Origin of the sequence: Methanoregula sp. (genome assembly GCF_028679125.1) — an archaeon.
In the GTDB taxonomy this organism is placed as follows: Archaea; Halobacteriota; Methanomicrobia; order Methanomicrobiales; family Methanospirillaceae; genus Methanoregula.
This window is the reverse complement of record NZ_JAJRCG010000008.1, coordinates 64,063-84,602: the sequence shown is the minus strand read 5'-3', so window position 1 is coordinate 84,602 and position 20,540 is coordinate 64,063. Positions and strand designations below refer to the sequence as shown.

Below are 20,540 nucleotides of genomic sequence, written 5' to 3'. Positions count from 1 at the left end.
ATTATGGGAACAGTCATAGCTATCAACGGAAGCCCACGGAAGACGTGGAACACGGCAACGCTGCTCGAACATGCCCTCGAAGGGGCGAAATCGCAGGGTGCGGAGACTGAACTCGTCCACCTCTACGATCTGGACTACAAGGGTTGTACCAGCTGCTTTGCCTGCAAACTGAAAGACGGGAAGAGTTACGGGAAGTGCGCTGTGAAGGACGACATCACTCCCGTTCTCGACAGGATTGCCCGGGCGGATGCGCTCATACTCGGCTCCCCGTTCTATTTCGGCACGGTGACCGGGGAGATGCGGTCCTTCATGGAACGACTGATGTTTCCGTACCTCGTGTATACCTGGCCACCGGCATCGCTCTTTACTCGGAAGGTGCCCACGGCATTTGTCTACACGATGAACGTGTCCGAAGAACAGATAAAGGAACCCCCGTATTCCGTGCATGTCGGCCTCAATGAGAGCGTGCTGGCCCGGATATTCGGGCAGGCTGAATCGTTCTTCTCGTTCGAGACGCTCCAGTTCGAGGACTACGACAGGGTGGTCTTCAGCTACTGCGACCCGGAAGAGCGGCGGAAACGGCACCGGGAGGTCTTCCCGGAGGATTGCAAAAAAGCATTCGAACTGGGAGCCCGGCTGGCACAGGCCGGCCGGTAAACGGTCCCGTGCGGAACGGAAAAACAGGAGATGAATCATGGAAGCAATTGAAACAATCATGACACGCCGCAGTGTCAGGAAGTATGAGAAGCGGCAGATACCCGATGCGGTACTTGAGAAGATCCTCAGGGCAGGGACCTATGCCCCGTCGGCTCTGGCCCTCCAGCCATGGGCGTTTGTTGTGGTACAGGACCAGGACTTCTTAAACCGGGTCTCGGATTACTGCAAGCCCCTCATGATCTCCCACATGAAGGGAGCACATGACGGGATGTCGGATGCGTTCCGGGCGCTGCTGGAGAGCCCCGGCTACTCAATCTATTACAACGCCCCGACTGTCATCATGGTCATCGGAAAAACCGGCAGCCGGTTCCGGGAGATCGACTGCTCGCTCTGCGCCGAGAACCTGATGCTCGCTGCCCACGCCCTCGGTATCGGCAGCTGTTGGATCGGCTCAACGGAAGTGGCATATGAGAACAAGGATCTCATGGCAGGGTTCCGGATCCCTGAGGGCTACAGCCCGGTCGGCACTATTGTTTTCGGGTATCCCGAAGAGAAACCCGAAGCCCACGACAAGCACCCCGCAAACGTGACGTGGGTACGGTAACGGGAGAAGATGGCGATCTCATGAAAAAAGCACTTATCCTCATCGGAAGCCCGCGGAAGAAGGGCAGCACAGCAGCTCTCGCAGCGGAAGCAGAGCGGGGGCTCAAAGAACAGGGTGTTGAAACCACCACATTCTTCCTGAACGACCTGAAGATCAAGGGTTGCCAGGCCTGTTACTGGTGCAAGAGGAATGACCTCGCGGCCTGTGCGGTCAGGGACGATATGCAGCAGATCCACCAGCTGATACAGGAATGCGACGGCCTTATCGTGGCATCGCCTATTTATTTCGGCGGGGTCACTGCCCAGACCAAGGCATGGCTCGACCGGATGTTCCCGTACATGAATATGAACCTGGTCCCGAAACTGCCCAAGACCAAAAAAGTCTCGTTCATCTTCACGCAGAACCAGCCGGATGAACGGCTCTTCAGGAGCGGGATCGAGTCCTTCATGTTCGCGGTCGGGCTCTCGGGTATGACCGTGAAGGCTCACCTGGTTGGCTGCGATCTGGATGCCGGGACCAAACCGCCGGTAACCGAGAGAAAAGAACTCATGGAGCAGGCCTGCCAGCTGGGGCGGGACCTGCTGGCATAATTCTTTTCCCAGATCCAGTACTTCACCATATTTGAGCCCGAACTAAGGAAAAGCATACGATCTCAACAGGCAGTGGGTGCCGGATACGGTCACTATAGGGTAAAAAAGCCAGCCGGATACTAAGACATCTCCCGGAACCATTGCAATCCGGTACCTGCGGACCATCATCTCGCTTCTGTACAAGAATATCCGGGTGTCTCTTCAAGGGATTTTCCTGGCCCGTGTTCTCCGTGGTCCAAGAACGATTGACGAAGATTTGTTCCGGTTTGATCTCTTCTATCTCTTCGTCCGGGAAGGGATCCGGAAAAAACCCCAATCCGTTCCTTTTGTTACGGTTCTTCGTAGTTTCAGATGATTGGGATGTGATACGGGTTGCTGACTATCCACGATTCACCGGGAAAATTTCAGAGACATAAAGGGTTCCTGCAATTTGTCTGGATTAAGGCATTCCAGAGCATTTTTTTCAGCCAGACTCTGCTGAAAAAATTTCAATCGCGATCATGAGGTGTCAGTTGATGAGGCTACAATCGGGTAATTATGCTACAAAATGCATGTACATGCTACAAAATTTTTGATTTGCCGGCGTGAGAGGGTTTGCCGATCAACCGGACCCTGCCTGAAAAATTTTTAGCAGGGGGTGAGGGGGTGGTTGAAAAAATTTTGCCGGAGATCGATTGCAATGCGAATAATGGTGGAAATATTCGTTCAGGTTTTTAGCAGGTATTTTAGCAGGTAGTGCACACTACCAAGACTCACAGAAAAATTGTGAGAGAAGTACTGAGGTCAGGAATCAAAACGCAAAACGTATTGTCGCCCCGTCTCAACCTGTTCAACAGGTATGATTGCTGAACAGGTCGATCGGATCTTTCGTTTCTCTGAACACCACACCACCCTGCGGCAGGAGGTTCTCGCAGGCATTGTCACGTTCATTGCCGTCGCCTATATCATCATCGTCAACCCGGCCATCCTAAAGGCCGCGGGGATCCCCTACGAAGCCTGCATGGCAGCAACCATCCTGTCCGCCGCGTTCGGCTGCGCTGTCATGGGAGTCTATGCCAACCGCCCGTTCGCGATCGCGACCTACGTGGGGGAGAACGCCTTCGTCGCCTATACGGTAGTCGGGGTGCTCCATTATCCGTGGCAGACGGCCCTCGGTGCGGTATTTTTGAGCGGCCTCCTCCTCTCCCTCCTGACCCTGAGCGGCTGGCGCTCGATCATGAGCAGTGCCGTTCCCGCGTCGCTGAAATACAGCTTTGCCGCCGGGATCGGGCTCTTCCTGGCTTTCATAGGATTTGTGGATTCCGGTATTGTCATCGTCGGGAGCGAGAGTGCCCCGGTGGCAATCGGGGATCTCCACCACCCCGCCGTGATCCTTGCGATCTTCGGGTTCGTCCTGACCGGGATCCTGCTTGCCCGGAAGATCCCGGCTGCTATCCTGCTCGGCATCCTTGCAACCGCAGGCCTGGCATTCGCTACCGGTATTGCACCGGCTCCTGCGGGTATCATCTCCATGCCCCCCTCCCTTGCCCCGACCTTCCTCCAGCTCGATATCGCCGGGGTCTTCACGTGGGGGATGTTCTCGATAGTCCTGACCCTCTTCACGATGGCGTTCCTTGATACGATGGGCACGCTGATCGGCATGAGTGCCCGGGCAGGTCTCCTTGACAGCAGCGGAAACCTGCCGCAGATTGAACGTCCGTTCCTTGCCGACGGGCTGGCAACAACCGCCGGTGCCCTGCTCGGTACAACCACGAACGGTGTATTCGTGGAGTCCGCTGCCGGTATTGAGCAGGGCGGCCGGACCGGGTTTGTCGCAGTTGTGTGCGGTGCGCTCTTCCTGCTGGCACTCTTCTTTGCCCCGCTCTTCTCTGCGATTCCCCTGATCGCGACCGGCCCGGCCCTGATCCTCGTGGGCCTGATGATGCTCGAGCCGGTAACCCGGCTGGACTTCTCCGACTATGCGGAGGTTATTCCGGCGTTTACCGTCATAACAATGATGAGTTTCACCTACAACATCGGGGTCGGGCTCTGTGCCGGGTTTGTTCTCTGGCCGGTCTTTGCTATCGTCCGCGGCAGGATCCGGGAAATCCAGCCGGCGTGCTGGGCGCTCTTCCTGCTCTGTCTCGCGTTCTTTGTGTTCTACCCGTACTGAGCTCAGGGCCCTACAGGGAGAAATGCGGAACCTTCCCGGCACAGGACCGGGTGCCGCATCCCGCGCCTTTATCCCCCGTAACAGTGTAAAAATGATGACTGATCTGCCATGCCGCCCGAATTTCAAACCTCCCCGCTGGCACCGATCCGGGCGCAGTACTCCCCCGGGGAAATCCCCAGGCTCAGCGCCCAGGCAGAACAGACCGCCACTACCGCGCTCAACGTGATCGTAGCCATTCCGGCACAGGACCGCACGGTCGACAACACGCTCCTTGCGTTCGACCGTATAATGACCGATTACTCGGATACAACCCAGCAACTCATCCTGATGGGCTACGTGTACCCGGATTCAAACGTTGCCTCCGAGGGGATGGCAGTCGAGGCTTTATCCCAGATCTTCATCAACGGGGTGACCACCCGGCGGGACCTGTACGATGTGCTGAAGGGCCAGGCGCCGCGAACCCCGGAAGAATCACGGCTCTATGAGGTGACAATCCGGAAATTCGAGCACAACGGGCTTAAGTTGCCGGACGACCGGCTGGCAACGGTCAGGGCCATGCGGGCGAACCTGAGCAGCCTTGAATCGCAGTTCTCGTCCAACCTGAACAACGACAATACCACGCTGGAGTTCCCGGATGAGGAACTGATCGGTGTCCCGCCCTCATCGATTGCCACCTTCACCCGTACCGCACAGGGAACCTGCCTTGTTACCACAAAATACCCGGACTATCTCGCCGTGATGATGAACGCCGACATCAGCGGGAGCCGGAAGAGGATGTACGCGGCCTACAATAACCGACAGGCTGAGGTCAACACCGCCCTTCTCGAACAGGCCATCGAACTCCGCCGGCAGGTTGCGAAGGAGCTCGGGTATAGCACATGGGCCGATTTCCAGCTGGACGGGAGGATGGCAAAGAACACCGGCGCGGTCATGGCGTTCCTCACCTCCCTGAAGGTGCCTCTGAAAGAGAAGACACAGGCCGAACTCGCTGAACTCCTCCTCATCAAGAAGGGGCTGGACCCGGATGCGACGGCGATCGATCCCTGGGATGTTGCCTGGCTGCTGGAGCGCCAGAAGAAAGAGCAGTATGCGTATAACGAGGAGGAGGTCAGGGAGTACTTCCCGGTGGACCTCGTGCTGAAGGGCCTGTTTGGCATCTGTGGCACCCTCTTTGATATCGGGTTCGATAAAGTGGAGGATGCCCCGGTCTGGTCCCCGGAGGTCCGGCTGTTTCGGGTGAGAAACAAAAGCGACAATGCAACCATCGGATACCTGTACCTGGATCTCTATCCCCGGGATGGGAAGTACGGGCATTTCTGCGCATCCCCGGTCACCAACGGGAGGCAGAAGAACGGCACGTATAATCCACCCGTTCTTGCCATCATCGGGAATTTCCATGCACCTGACGGGGATAAACCTGCACTCCTCTCCATGGAGGAGATCGAGACGCTCTTCCACGAGACCGGCCATGCCATGCACGTCCTCCTCACCACGGTGCCGTACGGCACCCAGTCGGGATTCAACGTTGAGTGGGATTTCGTTGAAACACCTTCGCAGACCCTTGAGGAATGGGCCTGGGATCCTCAGGTACTGGAATCAATATCGGGCCACTACACGGACACCTCCAGGAAGATCCCTGTGGAACTCCGGGACCGGGTCATTGCATCGCGGAATATCGGGAACGGCTATTACTATAGCCGGCAGCTGGCCAATGCGATGGTGGACATGCAATTCCACACGGCCACAGGACCGGTCAACGTGACCGATGTGGATTACCGGACATACGAGGAGATCATGGGGATCCACCCCCTTGAGAGAACCCACCCGATGGCATCGTTCGGCCACCTCATGGGCGGTTACGATGCAGGATACTACGGCTATCTCTGGTCGAAGGTGTACGCGCTCAACATCGTTGATGCGTTCAAACGTACCGGGATGACCAGCCAGGATCTCGGCATGAAGTTCCGGCAGGAGATCCTTGCCCGGGGCAACATGGAGGACGGTACGGTGCTCCTGAAAAATTTCCTCGGGAAGGAACCCGGGACGGATGCATTATACAGACACATCGGGATCAATGCGTCCCCATCGGCCAGGCACTCCCCTACTGGCTGAAAAAGTACAGATCGGTTGACATTTATTTAAAAACAACAAACATTTTCAAAGGATTCCTGTATTACCAATGTATTCCGTACTTTATGTTGACGATGAACCTGCCCTCCTGGATCTCGGCAGGATCTTCCTTGGAATGTCGGGGCACATCAGTGTGGATACCGCACTGTCGGCAAAGGAAGGAATTGAAAAAATTCACCGTCATCCCTATGACGCGATCATCTCGGATTACCAGATGTCGGGAATTGACGGTATCCAGTTCCTCCAGTACATCCGAAAGTACTTCAGGGAGCTCCCGTTCATCCTTTTTACGGGGAGGGGACGGGAAGAGATCGTCATTGAAGCCCTGAATAATGGCGCTGATTTCTACCTCCAGAAAGGCGGGGAACCAAAATCGCAGTTTACTGAACTGGAATACAAGATCCGGACTGCTATCGAACAGCGTCACGTGCACGAAGAACTGAAGACTTCCCGGAAACAGTACTCGGACCTGATCAATTTCCTGCCGGATGCAACGTTTGCCATCGACCTGAAAGGCAAGGTCATTCTCTGGAACAGGATGATGGAAGAGATGACGGGCGTGCCTCCCCAGTCGGTGATCGGCACCGGGGATCAATCCTATTCAATCCCGTTCCACGGGGATCGGCGCCTTGCCCTTGCAGACTGTATTATCCGGACAGGAGAGGATGTGGAAAAAGTATACCCGGACCTGAAACGGAGCGGCAACCGGCTCACGGCAGAAATGTCCACTCCTCAACAGCCTGACAGGAACGGGGCCCACTACCTGCTCACGGCCTCCCCTATTTTCGATGCTTCCGGAAACGTGGTCGGTGCGATTGAGTCCGTCCGCGACATTACCCAGCGCAGGGAGGCCGAGGAGAAACTAAGACGGGCGCATGAGGAGCTGAATGCAGCGTACGAACAGCTGACTGTTACCGAGGAGGAACTCCGGCAGAATTATGACGAGCTGGCAAAGAACCAGCAGGCGCTGATCCAGAGCGAGGAGCGGTACCGGGCGGTAGTCGAGGACCAGACCGAGTTCATCTGCCGGTTCAGTCCCGATGGGACTCTGACGTTCGTCAACGATGCGTACTGTCGGTATTTCGGCCTTGACCGGCAAACCTGCATCGGAAAGCCCCACACAGCCACTCTTCCGGATGAAGATCGCCCGGTCATGAAGCATCATCTCTCTCACATTTCCCCAAAGAATCCTGTAGCCGCGATCGACCATCGCATTCTCATGCCATCAGGAGAGATACGGTGGCAGCACTGGAGTGATCGCGCCATCTTCGATACATCAGGCAGGATCATCGAGTTCCAGTCCGTGGGCCGGGATATTACCGACAGAAAAACGACAGAAGAGAAACTCCAGCGGGCGTACGAGAACCTGAATGCGGCATACGAGCAACTGACTGCGACTGAAGAGGAGCTCCGGCAGAACTACGATGAACTGGGAAAGAGCCAGATGGAACTGCACTCTTCCTACGAGCAACTGACTGCAACGGAGGAGGAGCTCCGGCAGAATTATGACGAGCTGGCAAAGAACCAGCAGGCATTGATCCGAAGCGAGGAGCGGTACCGGGCGGTAGTCGAGGACCAGACCGAGTTCATCTGCCGGTTCAGTCCCGACGGGACTCTGACGTTCGTCAACGATGCGTACTGCCGTTATTTCGGCCTTGACCGGCAGACCTGCATCGGAAGACCGCACACCGTCGTGCTCCCCCAGGAGGATGCCCGGCTGATGAAGGAGCAGCTGGCCCGGTTCTCCCCAAAGAATCCTGTAGCCGCGATCGACCACCGCATCGTCATGCCCTCCGGAGAGATACGGTGGCAGCACTGGAGCGATCGTGCCATCTTCAATACATCAGGCCGGATCATTGAGTTCCAGTCCGTGGGCTGGGATATCACGGAACTCAAGCGGATAAAAGAGGTGCTGCAGGAATCGAACAAGAAACTGAACCTGTTGTCGAGCATAACCCGGCACGATATTCTCAACCAGCTGACCGTGCTCCAGGGCTCTCTCGGACTTCTCGAAGTGGAGATTGCAGACCCGGAGAACCGCCAGCTGCTGAACAAGGCGATCCATGCAAGCTCCGTGATCCAGAACCAGATAGCCTTCACCCAGCAGTACCAGGACATCGGTGTGAAGAAACCCCGGTGGCAAAACCTGCACGCTGCGGTCATGACGGTGTGCATGGACCATGGCTTTTCCTGCGTGTCCCTGGAGCACGGTCTTGAAGCCTGCGAAATATTTGCCGATCCCCTCCTGAGGATGGTGTTCCTGAATCTTTTCGAGAATGCGGCCATGCACGGGGGGAACGTGACCCGGGTTCAGGTGAGCGGGGAGGAGATCCCGGACGGGTATGTCGTCTCGGTTGAGGATGACGGGGACGGCATTCCTCAAGAAGACAAGGAGCGGATCTTCTTAAAAGGGGTAGGAAAGCACACCGGCCTGGGTCTCTTCCTTGCGCAGGAAGTGCTCGGGATCACCGGTCTTTCCATCCGGGAGACCGGTGAACCGGGCAAAGGAGCACGGTTCGAGATCCATGTCCCGAAAGGGAATTACCGGATAACCCCCGTGGCCCGGCATTCCTGACGCGTGCGGTTCTCCGTTCACGTGCAGAAAAATTTTACCGGTCAATCCCCGGTTTTTTCCGTATCCTGTCCAGCAGGGATTGTTCAGGTCGCCGGCAGAACGGCAGCTTTCCCTGTTCTGCCCGGGATGCCTCGCACTCCTCGCAGAGAGTGAAGCGGCTGCATTTGGTATTCGGGCACGGACAATCCGGTCTCACAACGGGAGGCATTATTGCTGCATAGCTTGCGTCTGGGGCGTTTAATCCTTTGGTCCATAAAAAAAATCCGTTTATCCGGGTGAAAAAAGAAGCAGGGTGATCCCCTTTCAGTTCCCTGGCCTGTCGGCACCGGTCCCGATGGGGATCTGCAGTTCAGTCAGGAGTTCGTCTTCCATAACAACATCCGGGTCCGAGAGATACACTTCGCGCTGGAGACCACAGGCAATATAATTGTGCTCCTCGGCATATGCCCCGATCCGGCACCATGCCTCGTGGAGATTGAAGTAGGATCCCTTGTGGATGAGCGAGAGGCACTTTCCGCCCGGCAGGGTCCGGACTTCCATCTCCGGGTCCGAGAGGACAATCCTGCCGGTGATCGGTGCAGCGCACTCCATGGTCGCATCCTTCTCGCGGTACTCGCAGTCATAGTACAGCGTCATGAAGGGCCCGGTCACCTTCAGCCCGTTCCTCTTGTTCTCCTCCGAGAAGATCTGGCTGCAGAGGGCAGGCATGAGCCGGGAGATAGTCTCGCTGTAGGCGCCGGTTCCCTTCTTTCCCACGATCCGCTGGGGTGGGACATCCTTGATGAGGGGTTCATTGAGTGACATGTAGATCAGCTCCAGGGAGGCATCCTCATTCTCGAGGATCGCCTCGATCTGTTGTAACCTCTGGACTTCGGACCTGATCTCCTGCCGGCGCCGCCCGAACAGCTCCCGGATGGTGCAGGCATCGTGGTGTGCTTTTGCCGCAAGGAGCATATCGATCTCGCTTAAGGAAAACCCCAGGCCGCAGAGGGTCTTGATGGAGACGCCGCGTGCGATCTGGGCTCCGGTGTAGTAGCGGTAGCCGGAGCAGAGATCCTTCACCTCCGGTACGAGGAGACCCCGCTCATCGTAGAGGCGCAGTGCTTTCTGGCTGAGCCGGGTGATGAGCGAGAACCTGCCGATAGGGATCTGGTCGTATGCCATTGTTACGGTACTATGTGCTGCCTGAGACAAAATAGGGTGTTGGAGTCTGCCACGGGGGAGGGTTATGCCCGGCGGGTTTTAAGTTCATGTGCAAGGGAATATCTGGAACCTGCACAGAAAACTGGTACAAGGAGTTCACATGGCAACCGATCCCGTCTGTCTGGCAATCGTTGATGAAGAGGATGCGAAATATACCGCCACGCATAAAAACCAGAACTATTACTTCTGCTGCAACTGGTGCAAGAAGCAGTTCGAGGAGAACCCGAAACGGTACTCCCGGATTGCGAACGATGTCTCTGTCAACCTCAAAGAGATAACCTGACGGGTATCGGCCGGGCAACATGCGCCCGATCTGCAAATAATAGCCTGATTTCGAGGGAAGAACGAACCCGGAGATCAGGCAGCGGATACTATTTTATTGCCACGCGGGCAGATACAGACACCATATCCACAAGACCAACCAGCAACCGGAATTTTTATGAAACCTGAAGATGATCCCTGGCTTAAAAGCGCCCATACCCATGCAGAACTCCTGGACCGTGAGATCAAAACTCTGGTCTCATTAACCGGCCCGATCCGGGAAGACCGCCCGATCGTAACCAAATACCAGGATTTCTGGAACAAAGCAAAGCAGATCACCGGGTTATTCAGGGAGCTCAAACCGCTCGCAAAGAGCGACCGGGACCTGCTCTGGAACCAGTTCAATGCACTCTGCGGGGAAGTGAAGGAGAAACAGAAGGCCGGGTACGGATCCCTGGAGTCCCTGTCGCAGCAGCACCTGGATGAGATCATGAAGCTCGCGGACCAGGCCCGGCTCCCGCCCGGCACTCCTGGCATCCACGATCTGGTAGAAAGGGGGCAGGCGCTCAAGAATGCCGGTGACACGCTCGGGCGATACAAGCACGCGATGATTGCGAAACACAAGAAAGCCTGTTTTGACAAAATCCAGGCGATCCGCAAGACCCACGATGCGGCATGGGACGCGGTGAAAGCGGTAAAGCCGAAGCAGCAGACAGGAACCAGGTTCCGTTCCCGGAAGAATCTTGAGGCCAATTATGAACGGCTGCAAAAAGCTGTGGGTGCACGGGAGAATTTCCAGATCGGGAGTGGCCATATCCGCACCTTCCTTACCACCTGCAAGGATCCCGTGAAGGCAGCAAAGGCTAAAATCCAGCTCACGGAGAACGAAGCCCGGATCCGGGATATCGAGGAAGGTATCCGGAAACTGAAGACATGGATTGCCGAGGATGAGCAGAACCTCAAAGAGCAGTGATCACATTTTGATCGGGAGACGTCATCGGCTATCATCTTCCTGCCTCATCTTTTCAGAATCGTGAACCGGTTTACCTGACTTGCTGAAAAATTCTCAATCGATTGTTGATTTTAAAATTATCATCGCGATCACGATCGCGATTGAAAATCTGATCCGGATCAATCAGGGTTTGATTTTTATTTTTCAACCAGACTCTGGTAAAAATTTTTTCAGCAGACCTTGATGGAAAATTTTCAAGCGGACCTTGATTGAAAAAGGGTAAGTGCGCCCCCTATTTCATCGTGAACTGTCGGATTGAACTGCTACAGATCCGTTTAACTTTTGGCAACCAGACCATGATTAAAAATTTTCAGGCAGACCTTGCTTGAAATTTTTTCATCAAACCCTGATTTTAAAAAATTCATCGCGATCATGATCGCGATTGAAAATCCGATCCGGATCAATCAGGGTTTGATTTTATTTTTCAACCGGACCCTGTCGGAGCGTAAGTACGGGGATCACGTGATGCCGGGTGTGCCTGCGACACCCCGTTTCTTCATGCGGGCTGAATACACGAACAATGCCAGTTCGCCCTCAGGGCTGATGCTGTACAGCGTCTCTTCTCCATGATCCGGAGAGGTCTCTTCGGTAATAAGATTCCAGCCAGCCAGCGCCGCTACCATGCGGGAGAAGTCTGCCGGCGAGAGATCCAGCCCCCTGGTTTCACCGTCAGCCGTTCACCGTGGCCGTCCCGGATGTGAACCTGCCCGGATGGCGGACTCTTCAGTATCATAGATACGTATGACCTGCGTGAACCCATACATGGTGAAGATATGGTCCACAAACGGGGTGAGCGGAAAGATCCCGAAGTGGCCTCCTGCAGCTTTTGCAGTCTTTTGAGGTTGCGAGGATAACCCGGAGCCCGGAACTGGAGATGTATTCTGTCGGTGAAAAATCGCTAGAGCAGGGCTTTTGATTCACGTGTAGCAGGTTCCCGGATCTCGTACTCCAGCGTCAATGCAGCGACATGGTCAATCCGGACGGGCATGATACCCGTGATAATCTCCCCGGTGGTTCGTACTCCGTACAAAACCATATTCTGACGTTTCTCCATGATCGTTCCCGGCACTCTTTTTTCGTTCTAAAAATAACGGGAGGGAATCCTTAAGGAAAAGAGGATGCAGGAGACTCACGAAGGTTCCTGCACGCCGGGATCCGGTCCCGTCCCTTTCTGCTCCCCTTCGGTAACTGCCCGGGCAAACGGCTGGTAAGCCGTCCCTCCCCCCTCATAGAACTTCGAGAAGAACTCGACGAGATGGAGACGCACCGAGTGGATCGAGGGGGAGAACATCGCGAGCACGACATTGAGCGTGTGCAGCAGGATGGCAACGATCACCCCGATGATGGCAATCTCGAAGGCTCCCCCCAGCCGGTTGGCTACCATCGCGAGGATTACCGAGGCCATGCCGATCGCCATCAGCCTCGCGTACGAGAGGATGTTTCCCACCGTGCTCATCACCTCGATGGTGCCGAACACCCCTGCTCCCAGAAGGATGAGAGGGAGGGCAATAACCATGAGGGCAACCGCCGGATAGATGGCAGCCTCCGGCAGGAACCCCGCGAGCATGCAGACAAGGACAATCAGTCCCACGATCATCATCAGCATCCCGCACTTCTCGTACAGGTGCTTCCTCTTCTTCGTGATGATCGCGTTCCGGATACCGATAAAGAGCCCGAGGAAGACGTGGATGACGCCGATCGAGATGGCGAAGATGAGCATCGGGATCATCGCATCCACGCGGTTCCACGTGATGCCAAGGAAGTGCACCGGGTGGAGCCATCCCATCATCTCCCCGAGATCCCCGAAAAACTCGCCGAACAGGTATCCGAAGATGATGGTCGGGATCGAGGAGATGAGGAGGATGTCGGCCAGGTTCTTGGCAAACGCGATAGCCGCAAAGCGGTACCGGATCACGAGCGCGAAGGCGAGGATGATGAGCCCGTACCCGATGTCGCCGACCATGATCCCGAAGAAGAGCGGGAAGAAGATCGCGAGGATGGGTGAAGGATCCACCTCGCGGTACCGCGGCGGGGAGACGAGCTGCATGATGAACTCGAAGGGCTTCACCCAGAAGGGATTGTCGTAAAAGATCGGGGCATCCTCCATGTCCTTCTCTGTTGTCGGGAGTTCGCAGACAACCACGCGGTCACCGAATGCCTCGAGCAGGGCCTGTCTTGTCTTCTTCAGGAACTTCTTCGGGATCCAGCCCATGATGACGAAGGTATACTCCGAGACCCCGAAGTTCCGGTACGCACCCAGCTCGCAGTGGATATTCTCCAGCTGCTTCCTGAGGACAACAAGTTCCTGGTACCACGTGTTCGAGAGCGTGAGCAGTTCGCGGTCGATCTTCGCGATCTCCTCCTGCGCTTTGATCCGGCTCTCTTCGAGCAGGGCGTACATCTCGTAGAACGGCCGGCCGGCATACTCCTTCGGGAGCCGCACCTCGTTCACGTTCACGGAATAGATGAATGCGTGGACCTCCTCGGAATGCCGCTTGGGAAAGACCATGATGGCGGCAAGGGTCTCGGCATCGACCGTTGTTGCGGTCATCTCGCACCGGTCATTGGTGATGGTGACCAGTTCCTGCCGGATCAGGTCGAGGACGTCCCGGTGCTCCTCCTGGATGAGGAGGATCGTGACCTCGAATCCCTCCAGCACCGGCAGTTCACTCTCCAGAGGATGGATGATGTCGAGGACTTTCTGGTACCGGTTCAGCGTGGCAACCGAGAGCGCAAGCTCGCCCTTCTTTCCCGCCAGTTCCCGGGTTGTTGTCTCAAGGGTGCGGATGATCTCCTTTGCCCTCGCAACGAGCCCGGTATGGGTCCTCTCTTCAAGGGAGTCGCGGATCTGCTCCTGCCGTCCGGCATCATCTGCAATAACCGGAAGCGTGGAGAAGATGGCGCTGATGGTGGAAAGGACTATTGAGACCTCATCCGCCTCGTCCTGCCGGACGTTCCCGAGCCAGATCTCGGTCTTCTTGACCTGCCCGGGTGCGCTCTCAAGGTGAACGGTGCCTGCCCGGTACAGGAGATCGACAGCCCGGCCCAGATCCTCTTTTGGCCCGATCACCTGGATGCGTTTCATCACCTGGAGCATACCAATCCCTGCCGGGCGCTCCCGGCCTCATTCCATAGTCACGTACCTGACGATCCGTTCCGCAGCAGCGGGAACGTTTCGCTCACCCTGCACTGAAGAGGTCTCCCGCCCCAGTCCAGCCGATGTTTTCAGGGCAGCAATCTCGGTCTCTGTCCTGCCTTTCTCCTTCCAGTACACCTGCTCGGCGGCAGTCTTTGCCTGGGTGTCTGCCGTGCAGAGCAGGTCGCCCGCCTCGTTCCGGGCTGCGGCAACGAGGGCTTCCGCCCCGATCCGGGCCGCCTCTACTTCCTGTGCAAGTTCCTGCTCCTTATCCCGGATCTGCTGCAGGAGTGTTTTTTCCGAATCCATAGTCCCCCCTAAAGCCCGTGCTTCCGCTTCAGGATTGCCGTCACACCGCACGGGGGTTTCCCGCAGGGATGTGGTGTCTCTTCACCCGGGGGTTCGCTCCCCATGATCCCCTTTGCCTTCAGTGCCGCATCCGCTATCCGTTTGCGGCAGCGCCCTACTGCCGCGTTCTGCAGTGCACTGATGGTTTTCATGAGATCCTGTGCCATCCCCCGATCCCCCCCTCAGAGATGATCAATTGCCTATACCGTCTATGATGGATATATACTTTCTTGCCCCGTTCCGGGGGTATCTTGAGAAAAGGAACTCATTAATTCTCCGGGCAACCATATTTCCGGTAATAACCGGCTGTATGCCGGGTGGAGATGGCATATGGATATTCTGGCGAACATCGGGCTGCTCATCATCTTTGCGCTGGTCCTGATCCTCCCGTTCCGGGTGAAGTGCGTTGAGCAGAACCTTGAGGTATTCCTCTTTACCTGCGGGATTTGCGCCCTTACCCTTTCCGGATTCATCACCATTGCCGGTGAGCAGACCGGCTGGAGCAGCGCGATCGTCCAGGAAGCGCTCCTCTCCCCGCTCCAGATAACGAGTATCTTCGGCATCCCGATCGGTATTGTCCAGATCGTGCTCGTCTTCGGCCTTTTGATCTATGTCTTCTACCACCGGATGCAGGAAACGATCGTCGGCCTGATCGACCGGTTCTCGCTGAAATGGATTGTCTTCCTGCTCATCGTTGTCCTCGGTCTTGTCTCAAGCATCATCTCCGCCATCCTTGCGGCAATCATCCTTGTCGAGATCCTCAATGCCCTGCCCGTGGTGAAGAAGGCCAAGATCGAGATCGCGGTGGTCTCCTGCTTCTCCATCGGCCTTGGGGCCGGCCTCACCCCGCTGGGTGAGCCTCTCACAACGATCGTGATCTCCAAGCTCTCCGGCGCACCCTATAACGCCGGCTTCACCTTCCTCTTTGACCGGCTCGCGATCTATATCATCCCGACCATCCTTGCTCTCGGGATTGTCGGGGTTGTCCTCTTCACCCGGAGCCACGCGGGCGACCAGAAACTCGAGTGCATTGTGGAACGCGAGTCGATCCGGGAGATCCTCATCCGCGCCGGGAAAGTCTATCTCTTCATCATGGCGCTGGTCTTCCTTGGCGAGGGGTTCAAGCCGCTCATCCTTGAGTATATCATCATGATCCCGTCTGCCGGGCTCTACTGGATCAACATCGTCTCCGCGGTGCTCGACAATGCAACCCTTGCCGCAGCGGAGATCAGCCCCGCCCTCTCATCGCAGCAGATCACGAGCGCCCTCATGGGCCTGCTCATTGCCGGCGGGATGCTCATCCCCGGCAACATCCCCAATATCATTGCCGCCGGCAAACTCAATATCAGCAGCAGCGAATGGGCGAAAGTCGGCTTGCCGCTCGGGATGGCGCTGATGCTCGTCTTCTTTGCCATTCTCTTTGTCCCGGGCTGGCTGGGCTTTGCATAAAAGAAAACAACCTTAAGGAACAGTACCCAGATCAGTGATATCTATGGATCCAGCGGGCGGGAAAACGGGTACGGATACGGGGATTGCAGGACAGATCGCGGCACTGGCAGATCCGTCTGTTGATGTGCGGCACCGGGCGGTTGCAGCGCTCCGGGAGATCGGCGAACCTGCAGTCGCCCCCCTGCTCCAGGCTCTTGCCGGGGCGACGGATAATGACCGGCGTTGGTATGCGGCTATTGCCCTCTCCCGCATCGGGGAACCGGCAATCGGCTCCCTGATCACCGCGATGAACGGGAATCCCAATAAGGAGTTCCGGCGCTATGCAGCAGCAGCGCTGGGCGAGATCGGCAGGCCCGCAGTTGAGCCCCTCATCCTGGCGATGAAAAGCGATGACCCGGCGCTGCGGGGATTCCTGTCGCAGGCACTCTGCCGGATCGGTGAACCCGCCGTGGAATCCCTCAGGCAGCGGCTCGATGACCCGGACGACCTGCTCCGTGCGTGTGCCAACCTCACGCTCTGGAAGATGGGAGAGACCGGCCTGCCGGTCATTATTGAGAACGCGAAAAAAGAGACGTGACTTTTCAGGCTCTTATAAAAAAAGGGGAATGGCAGCGAAGATCTCCCGCGTTCATTCCCTTATGAAGATCCTTCGCTGCTATGGGTGGTCTCGTCAGCAGGTGTCTCTGCCCCGTGTCCGGCAGCCGGTTTTTTTCGTGCCTTGAGCTTTTCATCGAGACCCCCCACAAGGGAGAGTACTGCCGGCATGATGAAGATTGCGCCGATCAGCGAGAACGCGACTGCAATCAGGGTCGAGATACCAAAGTTGCTGATGATCGGGAATGTCGCGAGGCAGAGTGCCGAGAACCCGAAGAATGTGGCAAGGCCTGATACTGTAATGGCGCTGCCGATCTTCTGGACGCTCTCCTGGATGGCGGCAATGGGATCATGCAGACGCTCTTCCTCTTCGGCATACCGCTCCATGACAAGGATGGTGTATTCCGCGGCCACCCCTATCGTCATCGATCCCAGTGTCGCCGTGAGCGGGTTGTACGTGAGGCCGATGATATACATCATGACGGCGTTCCAGCCCACAACGAAAATGATCGGGATCATTGGGGATATCGCGTGGAGGTGCCGGTATACCAGGATCAGGAAGATACCGACAAAGATGAACCCGAGTATGGTCATCGTATCTTTCGATTCTGACATAGCTCCCAGGAGACTGGTGTACAGCTCGAAACTACCTGCCGGAGCTACCGTGATACCCACAGGAGGTTCGAGAAACTCGATATCCTTGATCACCTGCTCTTTCAGGCTGTTCTGCTGGATCATCGAAATGTCCCCGGTGCTGAACCGGATGATCCCGCACATCGGGTCGCTAAGAACCGATGTCCGCGTATCCTCCGGTATGCTTGCCAGCACGGTATCGAGCTGGGCCTGGGTCTCCGGCATCACACCGCCATTATATTCGAGGATATACGTGACGATACTGGTTGCACCGGTCATTTCCGTATGGTGCGCTAATTCGTAATCCTGGAACTCCTTGATCCAGATCACCGTATCGAGATCGGTTACCCGGCCGCCTTGTATCAGCAGGTCAGCGGTGCTGGTTGCCCCGATGATACGGGTGACCTTATCGATGTTGATCTTGGCCGGCATATCCGAGGGGACAAACGAGTTTTCATCGGAACTGACCGGGATGGTCGGGTCGATCTGGAACCCGATAAGGGCGATAAGCCCGGCAACGAGCAGTACCGGGATCGGGTTCTTTGCAATCTTTACCGAGGTACTGGTCAGGAACTCCCCATAGGAGAAAGAACTCTTCTTCTTGTTCTTTGCCTGGTTTTTCGGGTTATCGATGATGGTGTCGCACGCATTCGTCCCCACAGCATAGCACTGTCCGGTCTGCTGCGGTTTGGGCTTGTAATTCACCAGGAGGGCGAGCGTGGGCATGCCGATACAGGATATCCAGAAGCAGGTGTTGATGCCGATGATGGATACAATCCCAAACGAACGGATCATCGGGACGGTCGAGACCATCATGGCCAGAAATCCCATGGATGTGGCCAGCATGGCGTACATGACTGCCGGGCCGGTCCGGGTTACGGTCATGAAGACCGCATCCTCAAGGGATCCCTTGCGGGCTTCCTCATCAAACCGGGCGTGGAACTGGATCGCGTAATCGATCCCAAGACCGATCAGGACCGGGAATGCCCCGATCACCGCCATGTTCAGGCTGATACCGGCAAGGCCCATCAGGCCAAGGGAGGTGACAAGACCGAGCGCCACGAGCAGGACCGGCATGAACCGGTGGCGGACATAGGAAAAGAGGATGCCCATCGTGATGATCATCAGGATAAGCGCACCGCCAATCAGGATGCCCATGTTGCTCGTAAGCCCTTCGCCCATCTGCTTGGTGAAGGCCGGGGAGCCGGACATTTCAACGGTAACCCCGGGTGGCGGGGAGGAGGTGTCCACAACGGACTGCATATTGTTCAGTACGGACTTCTGGACCTTATCGGACAATCCCGGAGTGAGCTTGATCTGGACGAGGGTCAGCACATTGGAAGGATAGAGCAGGGCGCGGGTGCTCTCGGGAAGTGCATTGACAATCTTCAGCGTGTCAGCCTCCGATGTCGGTAGAGTCCCTCCATTGTACGCTTTCAGGACATCGGGGAGGCTTTGCACGCTCTTGATATTCTGCTGCTGACGGATATCGGTTTCAAGATTATCGACATAGGCCAGGACATCCGGGCTCAGCGGGTCCCCGGCTTCAACAATGAGGATGATCGTATCTGCCTTGTAGTCCTCGTTGTATTTTGCCTCAAGGGCACCGGCGGGAGAGTCCTTGAAAACATAGGTCTCCCACCCTGTCGCCATGGAAAGCGAGGTCATGCCATAGAGCCCGAGGCAGAAGAGGGCGATGACCAGGCAGGCAACGAGTCTGGGCTTTTTGATGATGGAATGTGCTATGAATTCAAAAATTTCCTTAATCATTCGTCGTCTCCCTCCCGAATCCGTTGTTCGCGATATATCTGAAGCCTCTCCTGGGTTGGTGGAATATATATCCCGGTAGGGGAGTCATGGTAACTCACTGCATGCTCTTTTTGCGCCGGTATGCGAACAGCCCGATCCCGGCAATGATCCCCACGATGATGATCCCGACAACGATTGTGCTGATCGGAAGACCTGCAATGGAGTCCCCTTTCGCCGGGAGGATCTGGATGGTTACGGGAATCGTATCCGATTCCTGGCTGTTGCCGAGTACGTCGCGGTACCGGAGTTTGCTGTCGAATGTGTATTCGCCGGTCTCTGCTGCTTTGTCGACCTGAATATCATAGCGGGCCGTGACGGATTCACCGGGCCTGATGGTCCCGAGGTATTCCACATTGTTATCCAGCGTGACAAGGCCGTGGGGGGTGAGTCGTGACTGGGCATCGAAAACGGTCAGGTTCCCGTTGTTCCGGTAGGTCACGTCCACCTTACTGAGCGTTCCGGCTGCAATGGACGGAACCGGGGATGTAATCGAGAAGCTGGTCTTGGCATTGACCGGGATGCCGATGGTCTCGGTATCTGTATTGATGATCTGGCCCTCCCGGTTCGTGTAGGTTACAAGGACGTTCACCGGGTAGATCTGGTTGGTTGCGTCAGTAGATGCGGAGATCTTGAAACTGCAGTTGGCAATCCCGCCGCTCGGGAAATTCCCGATGAAGACCGTGCTGTCGGTCGGGATGATGGCGCTGCTCCCGATCCGGACCAGTTTCACGGTAGCCATGCTGCCATCTTCAGGGCCTATGTTCTGGATCGTTAAGCGGAGGTATCCCTCGGTTCCCGTAGCTATCGTGTCCGGGTCGGATTTCACGATCGCGATCTTCACTTCCGGTTTGATCCGGATCGTGACGGGGATCGTGTCTTCTGCATCGACATACACGTAATCGTATACATCGGCCTTCTCCTGGCGGAGGTCATTGGAATATTTGTAGTTGATGGTGAGCGGCAGCGGGTATTCCCCGGTGGTTGCATTTGCCGAGATCTTGGCCTTGAACTGCACGGCAACGCCGGTTCCGCTGGCGGGAATCGTCCCGATCATCTGCGGGTCGCTCTTGATGATAATGTCATCTGTGGGCGAGGCCAGGCTGACTGTCACGAATTTTGCCGTTGTGGGAAGGTCTTCGTAATCAATCGTGCCGAGGTCAAGCTGTTTCATGGTGCTGACACCGGTATTTTTCACAAGGATACTAATCGTGGCATCCTGTCCCGGTGTAAACTCGTTGACACCGGTTACGCTGGCAGAGAGCACCGGGGTTCCCCCGAGGTACTTGGTTGCCGCTGAGACCGGTGCCATTATGGCGGCACCGCAGATGATCAGGACGATCACTGCGAAAGCCGTGCAGGCATTGCTGGAAAGGCTGGTTGAGGCCAT

General features: G+C 56.3%; 18 protein-coding genes. 10 read left to right on the top strand and 8 right to left on the bottom strand.

The genetic code is table 11. The features are described 5' to 3' along the window. The first annotated feature begins 3 nt into the window (after positions 1-3). From LUQ43_RS07430 to LUQ43_RS07405, 6 genes are all read left to right on the top strand, one after another. Positions 4-657 (top strand): flavodoxin family protein, encoded by a 654-nt coding sequence (locus tag LUQ43_RS07430; RefSeq protein ID WP_299965775.1) that lies wholly within the window; start codon positions 4-6, stop codon positions 655-657. A gap of 37 nt (positions 658-694) precedes the next feature. Further along, positions 695-1,261 carry a nitroreductase family protein gene (locus tag LUQ43_RS07425; protein WP_299965773.1) on the top strand — a complete coding sequence of 189 codons (567 nt, stop codon included), beginning with the start codon at positions 695-697 and terminating at the stop codon, positions 1,259-1,261. Positions 1,262-1,281: 20 nt separating this feature from the next. Continuing rightward, positions 1,282-1,851: a flavodoxin family protein gene (locus tag LUQ43_RS07420; RefSeq protein WP_299965770.1), complete on the top strand. Its 570-nt coding sequence runs from the start codon at positions 1,282-1,284 to the stop codon at positions 1,849-1,851. Between the two features lie 838 nt (positions 1,852-2,689). Further along, positions 2,690-4,003: an NCS2 family permease gene (locus LUQ43_RS07415; protein ID WP_299965768.1), complete on the top strand. Its 1,314-nt coding sequence runs from the start codon at positions 2,690-2,692 to the stop codon at positions 4,001-4,003. Positions 4,004-4,111: 108 nt separating this feature from the next. Then, positions 4,112-6,115, top strand: a complete 2,004-nt coding sequence (locus LUQ43_RS07410; RefSeq protein ID WP_299965766.1) for a M3 family metallopeptidase — start codon at positions 4,112-4,114, stop codon at positions 6,113-6,115. 67 nt (positions 6,116-6,182) lie between these two features. Further along, positions 6,183-8,708: a PAS domain S-box protein gene (locus LUQ43_RS07405; RefSeq protein ID WP_299965764.1), complete on the top strand. Its 2,526-nt coding sequence runs from the start codon at positions 6,183-6,185 to the stop codon at positions 8,706-8,708. A 303-nt stretch (positions 8,709-9,011) separates the two neighbouring features. Here the strand turns inward: LUQ43_RS07405 and LUQ43_RS07400 are convergent, their stop codons facing one another. Then, positions 9,012-9,872, bottom strand: a complete 861-nt coding sequence (locus tag LUQ43_RS07400; RefSeq protein ID WP_299965762.1) for a GyrI-like domain-containing protein — start codon at positions 9,870-9,872, stop codon at positions 9,012-9,014. Positions 9,873-10,011: 139 nt separating this feature from the next. Between LUQ43_RS07400 and LUQ43_RS07395 the strand changes: the two genes are divergently transcribed. Both LUQ43_RS07395 and LUQ43_RS07390 read left to right on the top strand, forming a co-directional pair. Beyond that, positions 10,012-10,194 (top strand): YHS domain-containing protein, encoded by a 183-nt coding sequence (locus LUQ43_RS07395; protein WP_299965760.1) that lies wholly within the window; start codon positions 10,012-10,014, stop codon positions 10,192-10,194. A gap of 156 nt (positions 10,195-10,350) precedes the next feature. Then, complete coding sequence (locus LUQ43_RS07390) at positions 10,351-11,145, top strand: hypothetical protein (protein ID WP_299965758.1); 795 nt, start codon at positions 10,351-10,353, stop codon at positions 11,143-11,145. A gap of 497 nt (positions 11,146-11,642) precedes the next feature. On the opposite strand, the gene LUQ43_RS07385 is transcribed toward LUQ43_RS07390, so the two are convergent. The 5 genes from LUQ43_RS07385 to LUQ43_RS07365 all read right to left on the bottom strand — a co-directional run bounded on the left by LUQ43_RS07385 (position 11,643) and on the right by LUQ43_RS07365 (position 14,820). Continuing rightward, positions 11,643-11,807 carry a hypothetical protein gene (locus tag LUQ43_RS07385; RefSeq protein WP_299965756.1) on the bottom strand — a complete coding sequence of 55 codons (165 nt, stop codon included), beginning with the start codon at positions 11,805-11,807 and terminating at the stop codon, positions 11,643-11,645. A gap of 275 nt (positions 11,808-12,082) precedes the next feature. Then, positions 12,083-12,238 (bottom strand): hypothetical protein, encoded by a 156-nt coding sequence (locus LUQ43_RS07380; protein ID WP_299965753.1) that lies wholly within the window; start codon positions 12,236-12,238, stop codon positions 12,083-12,085. A 75-nt stretch (positions 12,239-12,313) separates the two neighbouring features. Next, entirely contained in the window at positions 12,314-14,269 is a 1,956-nt protein-coding gene (locus tag LUQ43_RS07375; RefSeq protein WP_299965750.1) for a V-type ATP synthase subunit I, read from the bottom strand. 39 nt (positions 14,270-14,308) lie between these two features. After that, complete coding sequence (locus LUQ43_RS07370; RefSeq protein WP_299965747.1) at positions 14,309-14,629, bottom strand: V-type ATPase subunit subunit G family protein; 321 nt, start codon at positions 14,627-14,629, stop codon at positions 14,309-14,311. 8 nt (positions 14,630-14,637) lie between these two features. Next, a complete protein-coding gene (locus tag LUQ43_RS07365) occupies positions 14,638-14,820 on the bottom strand; it encodes a hypothetical protein (RefSeq protein WP_299965744.1) in 183 nt (60 codons plus the stop codon). Positions 14,821-14,998: 178 nt separating this feature from the next. Between LUQ43_RS07365 and LUQ43_RS07360 the strand changes: the two genes are divergently transcribed. Then, positions 14,999-16,117: a DUF1646 family protein gene (locus LUQ43_RS07360; protein ID WP_299965742.1), complete on the top strand. Its 1,119-nt coding sequence runs from the start codon at positions 14,999-15,001 to the stop codon at positions 16,115-16,117. 43 nt (positions 16,118-16,160) lie between these two features. Then, entirely contained in the window at positions 16,161-16,694 is a 534-nt protein-coding gene (locus tag LUQ43_RS07355; protein WP_299965740.1) for a HEAT repeat domain-containing protein, read from the top strand. A 59-nt stretch (positions 16,695-16,753) separates the two neighbouring features. Here LUQ43_RS07355 and LUQ43_RS07350 read toward each other — a convergent pair whose 3' ends face one another. Both LUQ43_RS07350 and LUQ43_RS07345 read right to left on the bottom strand, forming a co-directional pair. Next, complete coding sequence (locus LUQ43_RS07350) at positions 16,754-19,114, bottom strand: hydrophobe/amphiphile efflux-3 (HAE3) family transporter (protein WP_299965738.1); 2,361 nt, start codon at positions 19,112-19,114, stop codon at positions 16,754-16,756. 94 nt (positions 19,115-19,208) lie between these two features. Beyond that, entirely contained in the window at positions 19,209-20,540 is a 1,332-nt protein-coding gene (locus tag LUQ43_RS07345) for an S-layer protein (RefSeq protein WP_299965736.1), read from the bottom strand.

Bases quoted from the DNA above. Each gene is read 5' to 3' on its own strand.
- LUQ43_RS07405 (WP_299965764.1), top strand. From the start codon at position 6,183: ATGTATTCCGTACTTTATGTTGACGATGAACCTGCCCTCCTGGATCTC.
- LUQ43_RS07400 (WP_299965762.1), bottom strand. From the start codon at position 9,872: ATGGCATACGACCAGATCCCTATCGGCAGGTTCTCGCTCATCACCCGG.
- LUQ43_RS07355 (WP_299965740.1), top strand. From the start codon at position 16,161: ATGGATCCAGCGGGCGGGAAAACGGGTACGGATACGGGGATTGCAGGA.
- LUQ43_RS07365 (WP_299965744.1), bottom strand. From the start codon at position 14,820: ATGAAAACCATCAGTGCACTGCAGAACGCGGCAGTAGGGCGCTGCCGC.
- LUQ43_RS07425 (WP_299965773.1), top strand. From the start codon at position 695: ATGGAAGCAATTGAAACAATCATGACACGCCGCAGTGTCAGGAAGTAT.
- LUQ43_RS07360 (WP_299965742.1), top strand. From the start codon at position 14,999: ATGGATATTCTGGCGAACATCGGGCTGCTCATCATCTTTGCGCTGGTC.
- LUQ43_RS07410 (WP_299965766.1), top strand. From the start codon at position 4,112: ATGCCGCCCGAATTTCAAACCTCCCCGCTGGCACCGATCCGGGCGCAG.
- LUQ43_RS07350 (WP_299965738.1), bottom strand. From the start codon at position 19,114: ATGATTAAGGAAATTTTTGAATTCATAGCACATTCCATCATCAAAAAG.
- LUQ43_RS07395 (WP_299965760.1), top strand. From the start codon at position 10,012: ATGGCAACCGATCCCGTCTGTCTGGCAATCGTTGATGAAGAGGATGCG.
- LUQ43_RS07390 (WP_299965758.1), top strand. From the start codon at position 10,351: ATGAAACCTGAAGATGATCCCTGGCTTAAAAGCGCCCATACCCATGCA.
- LUQ43_RS07380 (WP_299965753.1), bottom strand. From the start codon at position 12,238: ATGGAGAAACGTCAGAATATGGTTTTGTACGGAGTACGAACCACCGGG.
- LUQ43_RS07370 (WP_299965747.1), bottom strand. From the start codon at position 14,629: ATGGATTCGGAAAAAACACTCCTGCAGCAGATCCGGGATAAGGAGCAG.
- LUQ43_RS07415 (WP_299965768.1), top strand. From the start codon at position 2,690: ATGATTGCTGAACAGGTCGATCGGATCTTTCGTTTCTCTGAACACCAC.
- LUQ43_RS07430 (WP_299965775.1), top strand. From the start codon at position 4: ATGGGAACAGTCATAGCTATCAACGGAAGCCCACGGAAGACGTGGAAC.
- LUQ43_RS07420 (WP_299965770.1), top strand. From the start codon at position 1,282: ATGAAAAAAGCACTTATCCTCATCGGAAGCCCGCGGAAGAAGGGCAGC.
- LUQ43_RS07375 (WP_299965750.1), bottom strand. From the start codon at position 14,269: ATGAAACGCATCCAGGTGATCGGGCCAAAAGAGGATCTGGGCCGGGCT.
- LUQ43_RS07345 (WP_299965736.1), bottom strand. From the start codon at position 20,540: ATGGCCTCAACCAGCCTTTCCAGCAATGCCTGCACGGCTTTCGCAGTG.
- LUQ43_RS07385 (WP_299965756.1), bottom strand. From the start codon at position 11,807: ATGGTAGCGGCGCTGGCTGGCTGGAATCTTATTACCGAAGAGACCTCT.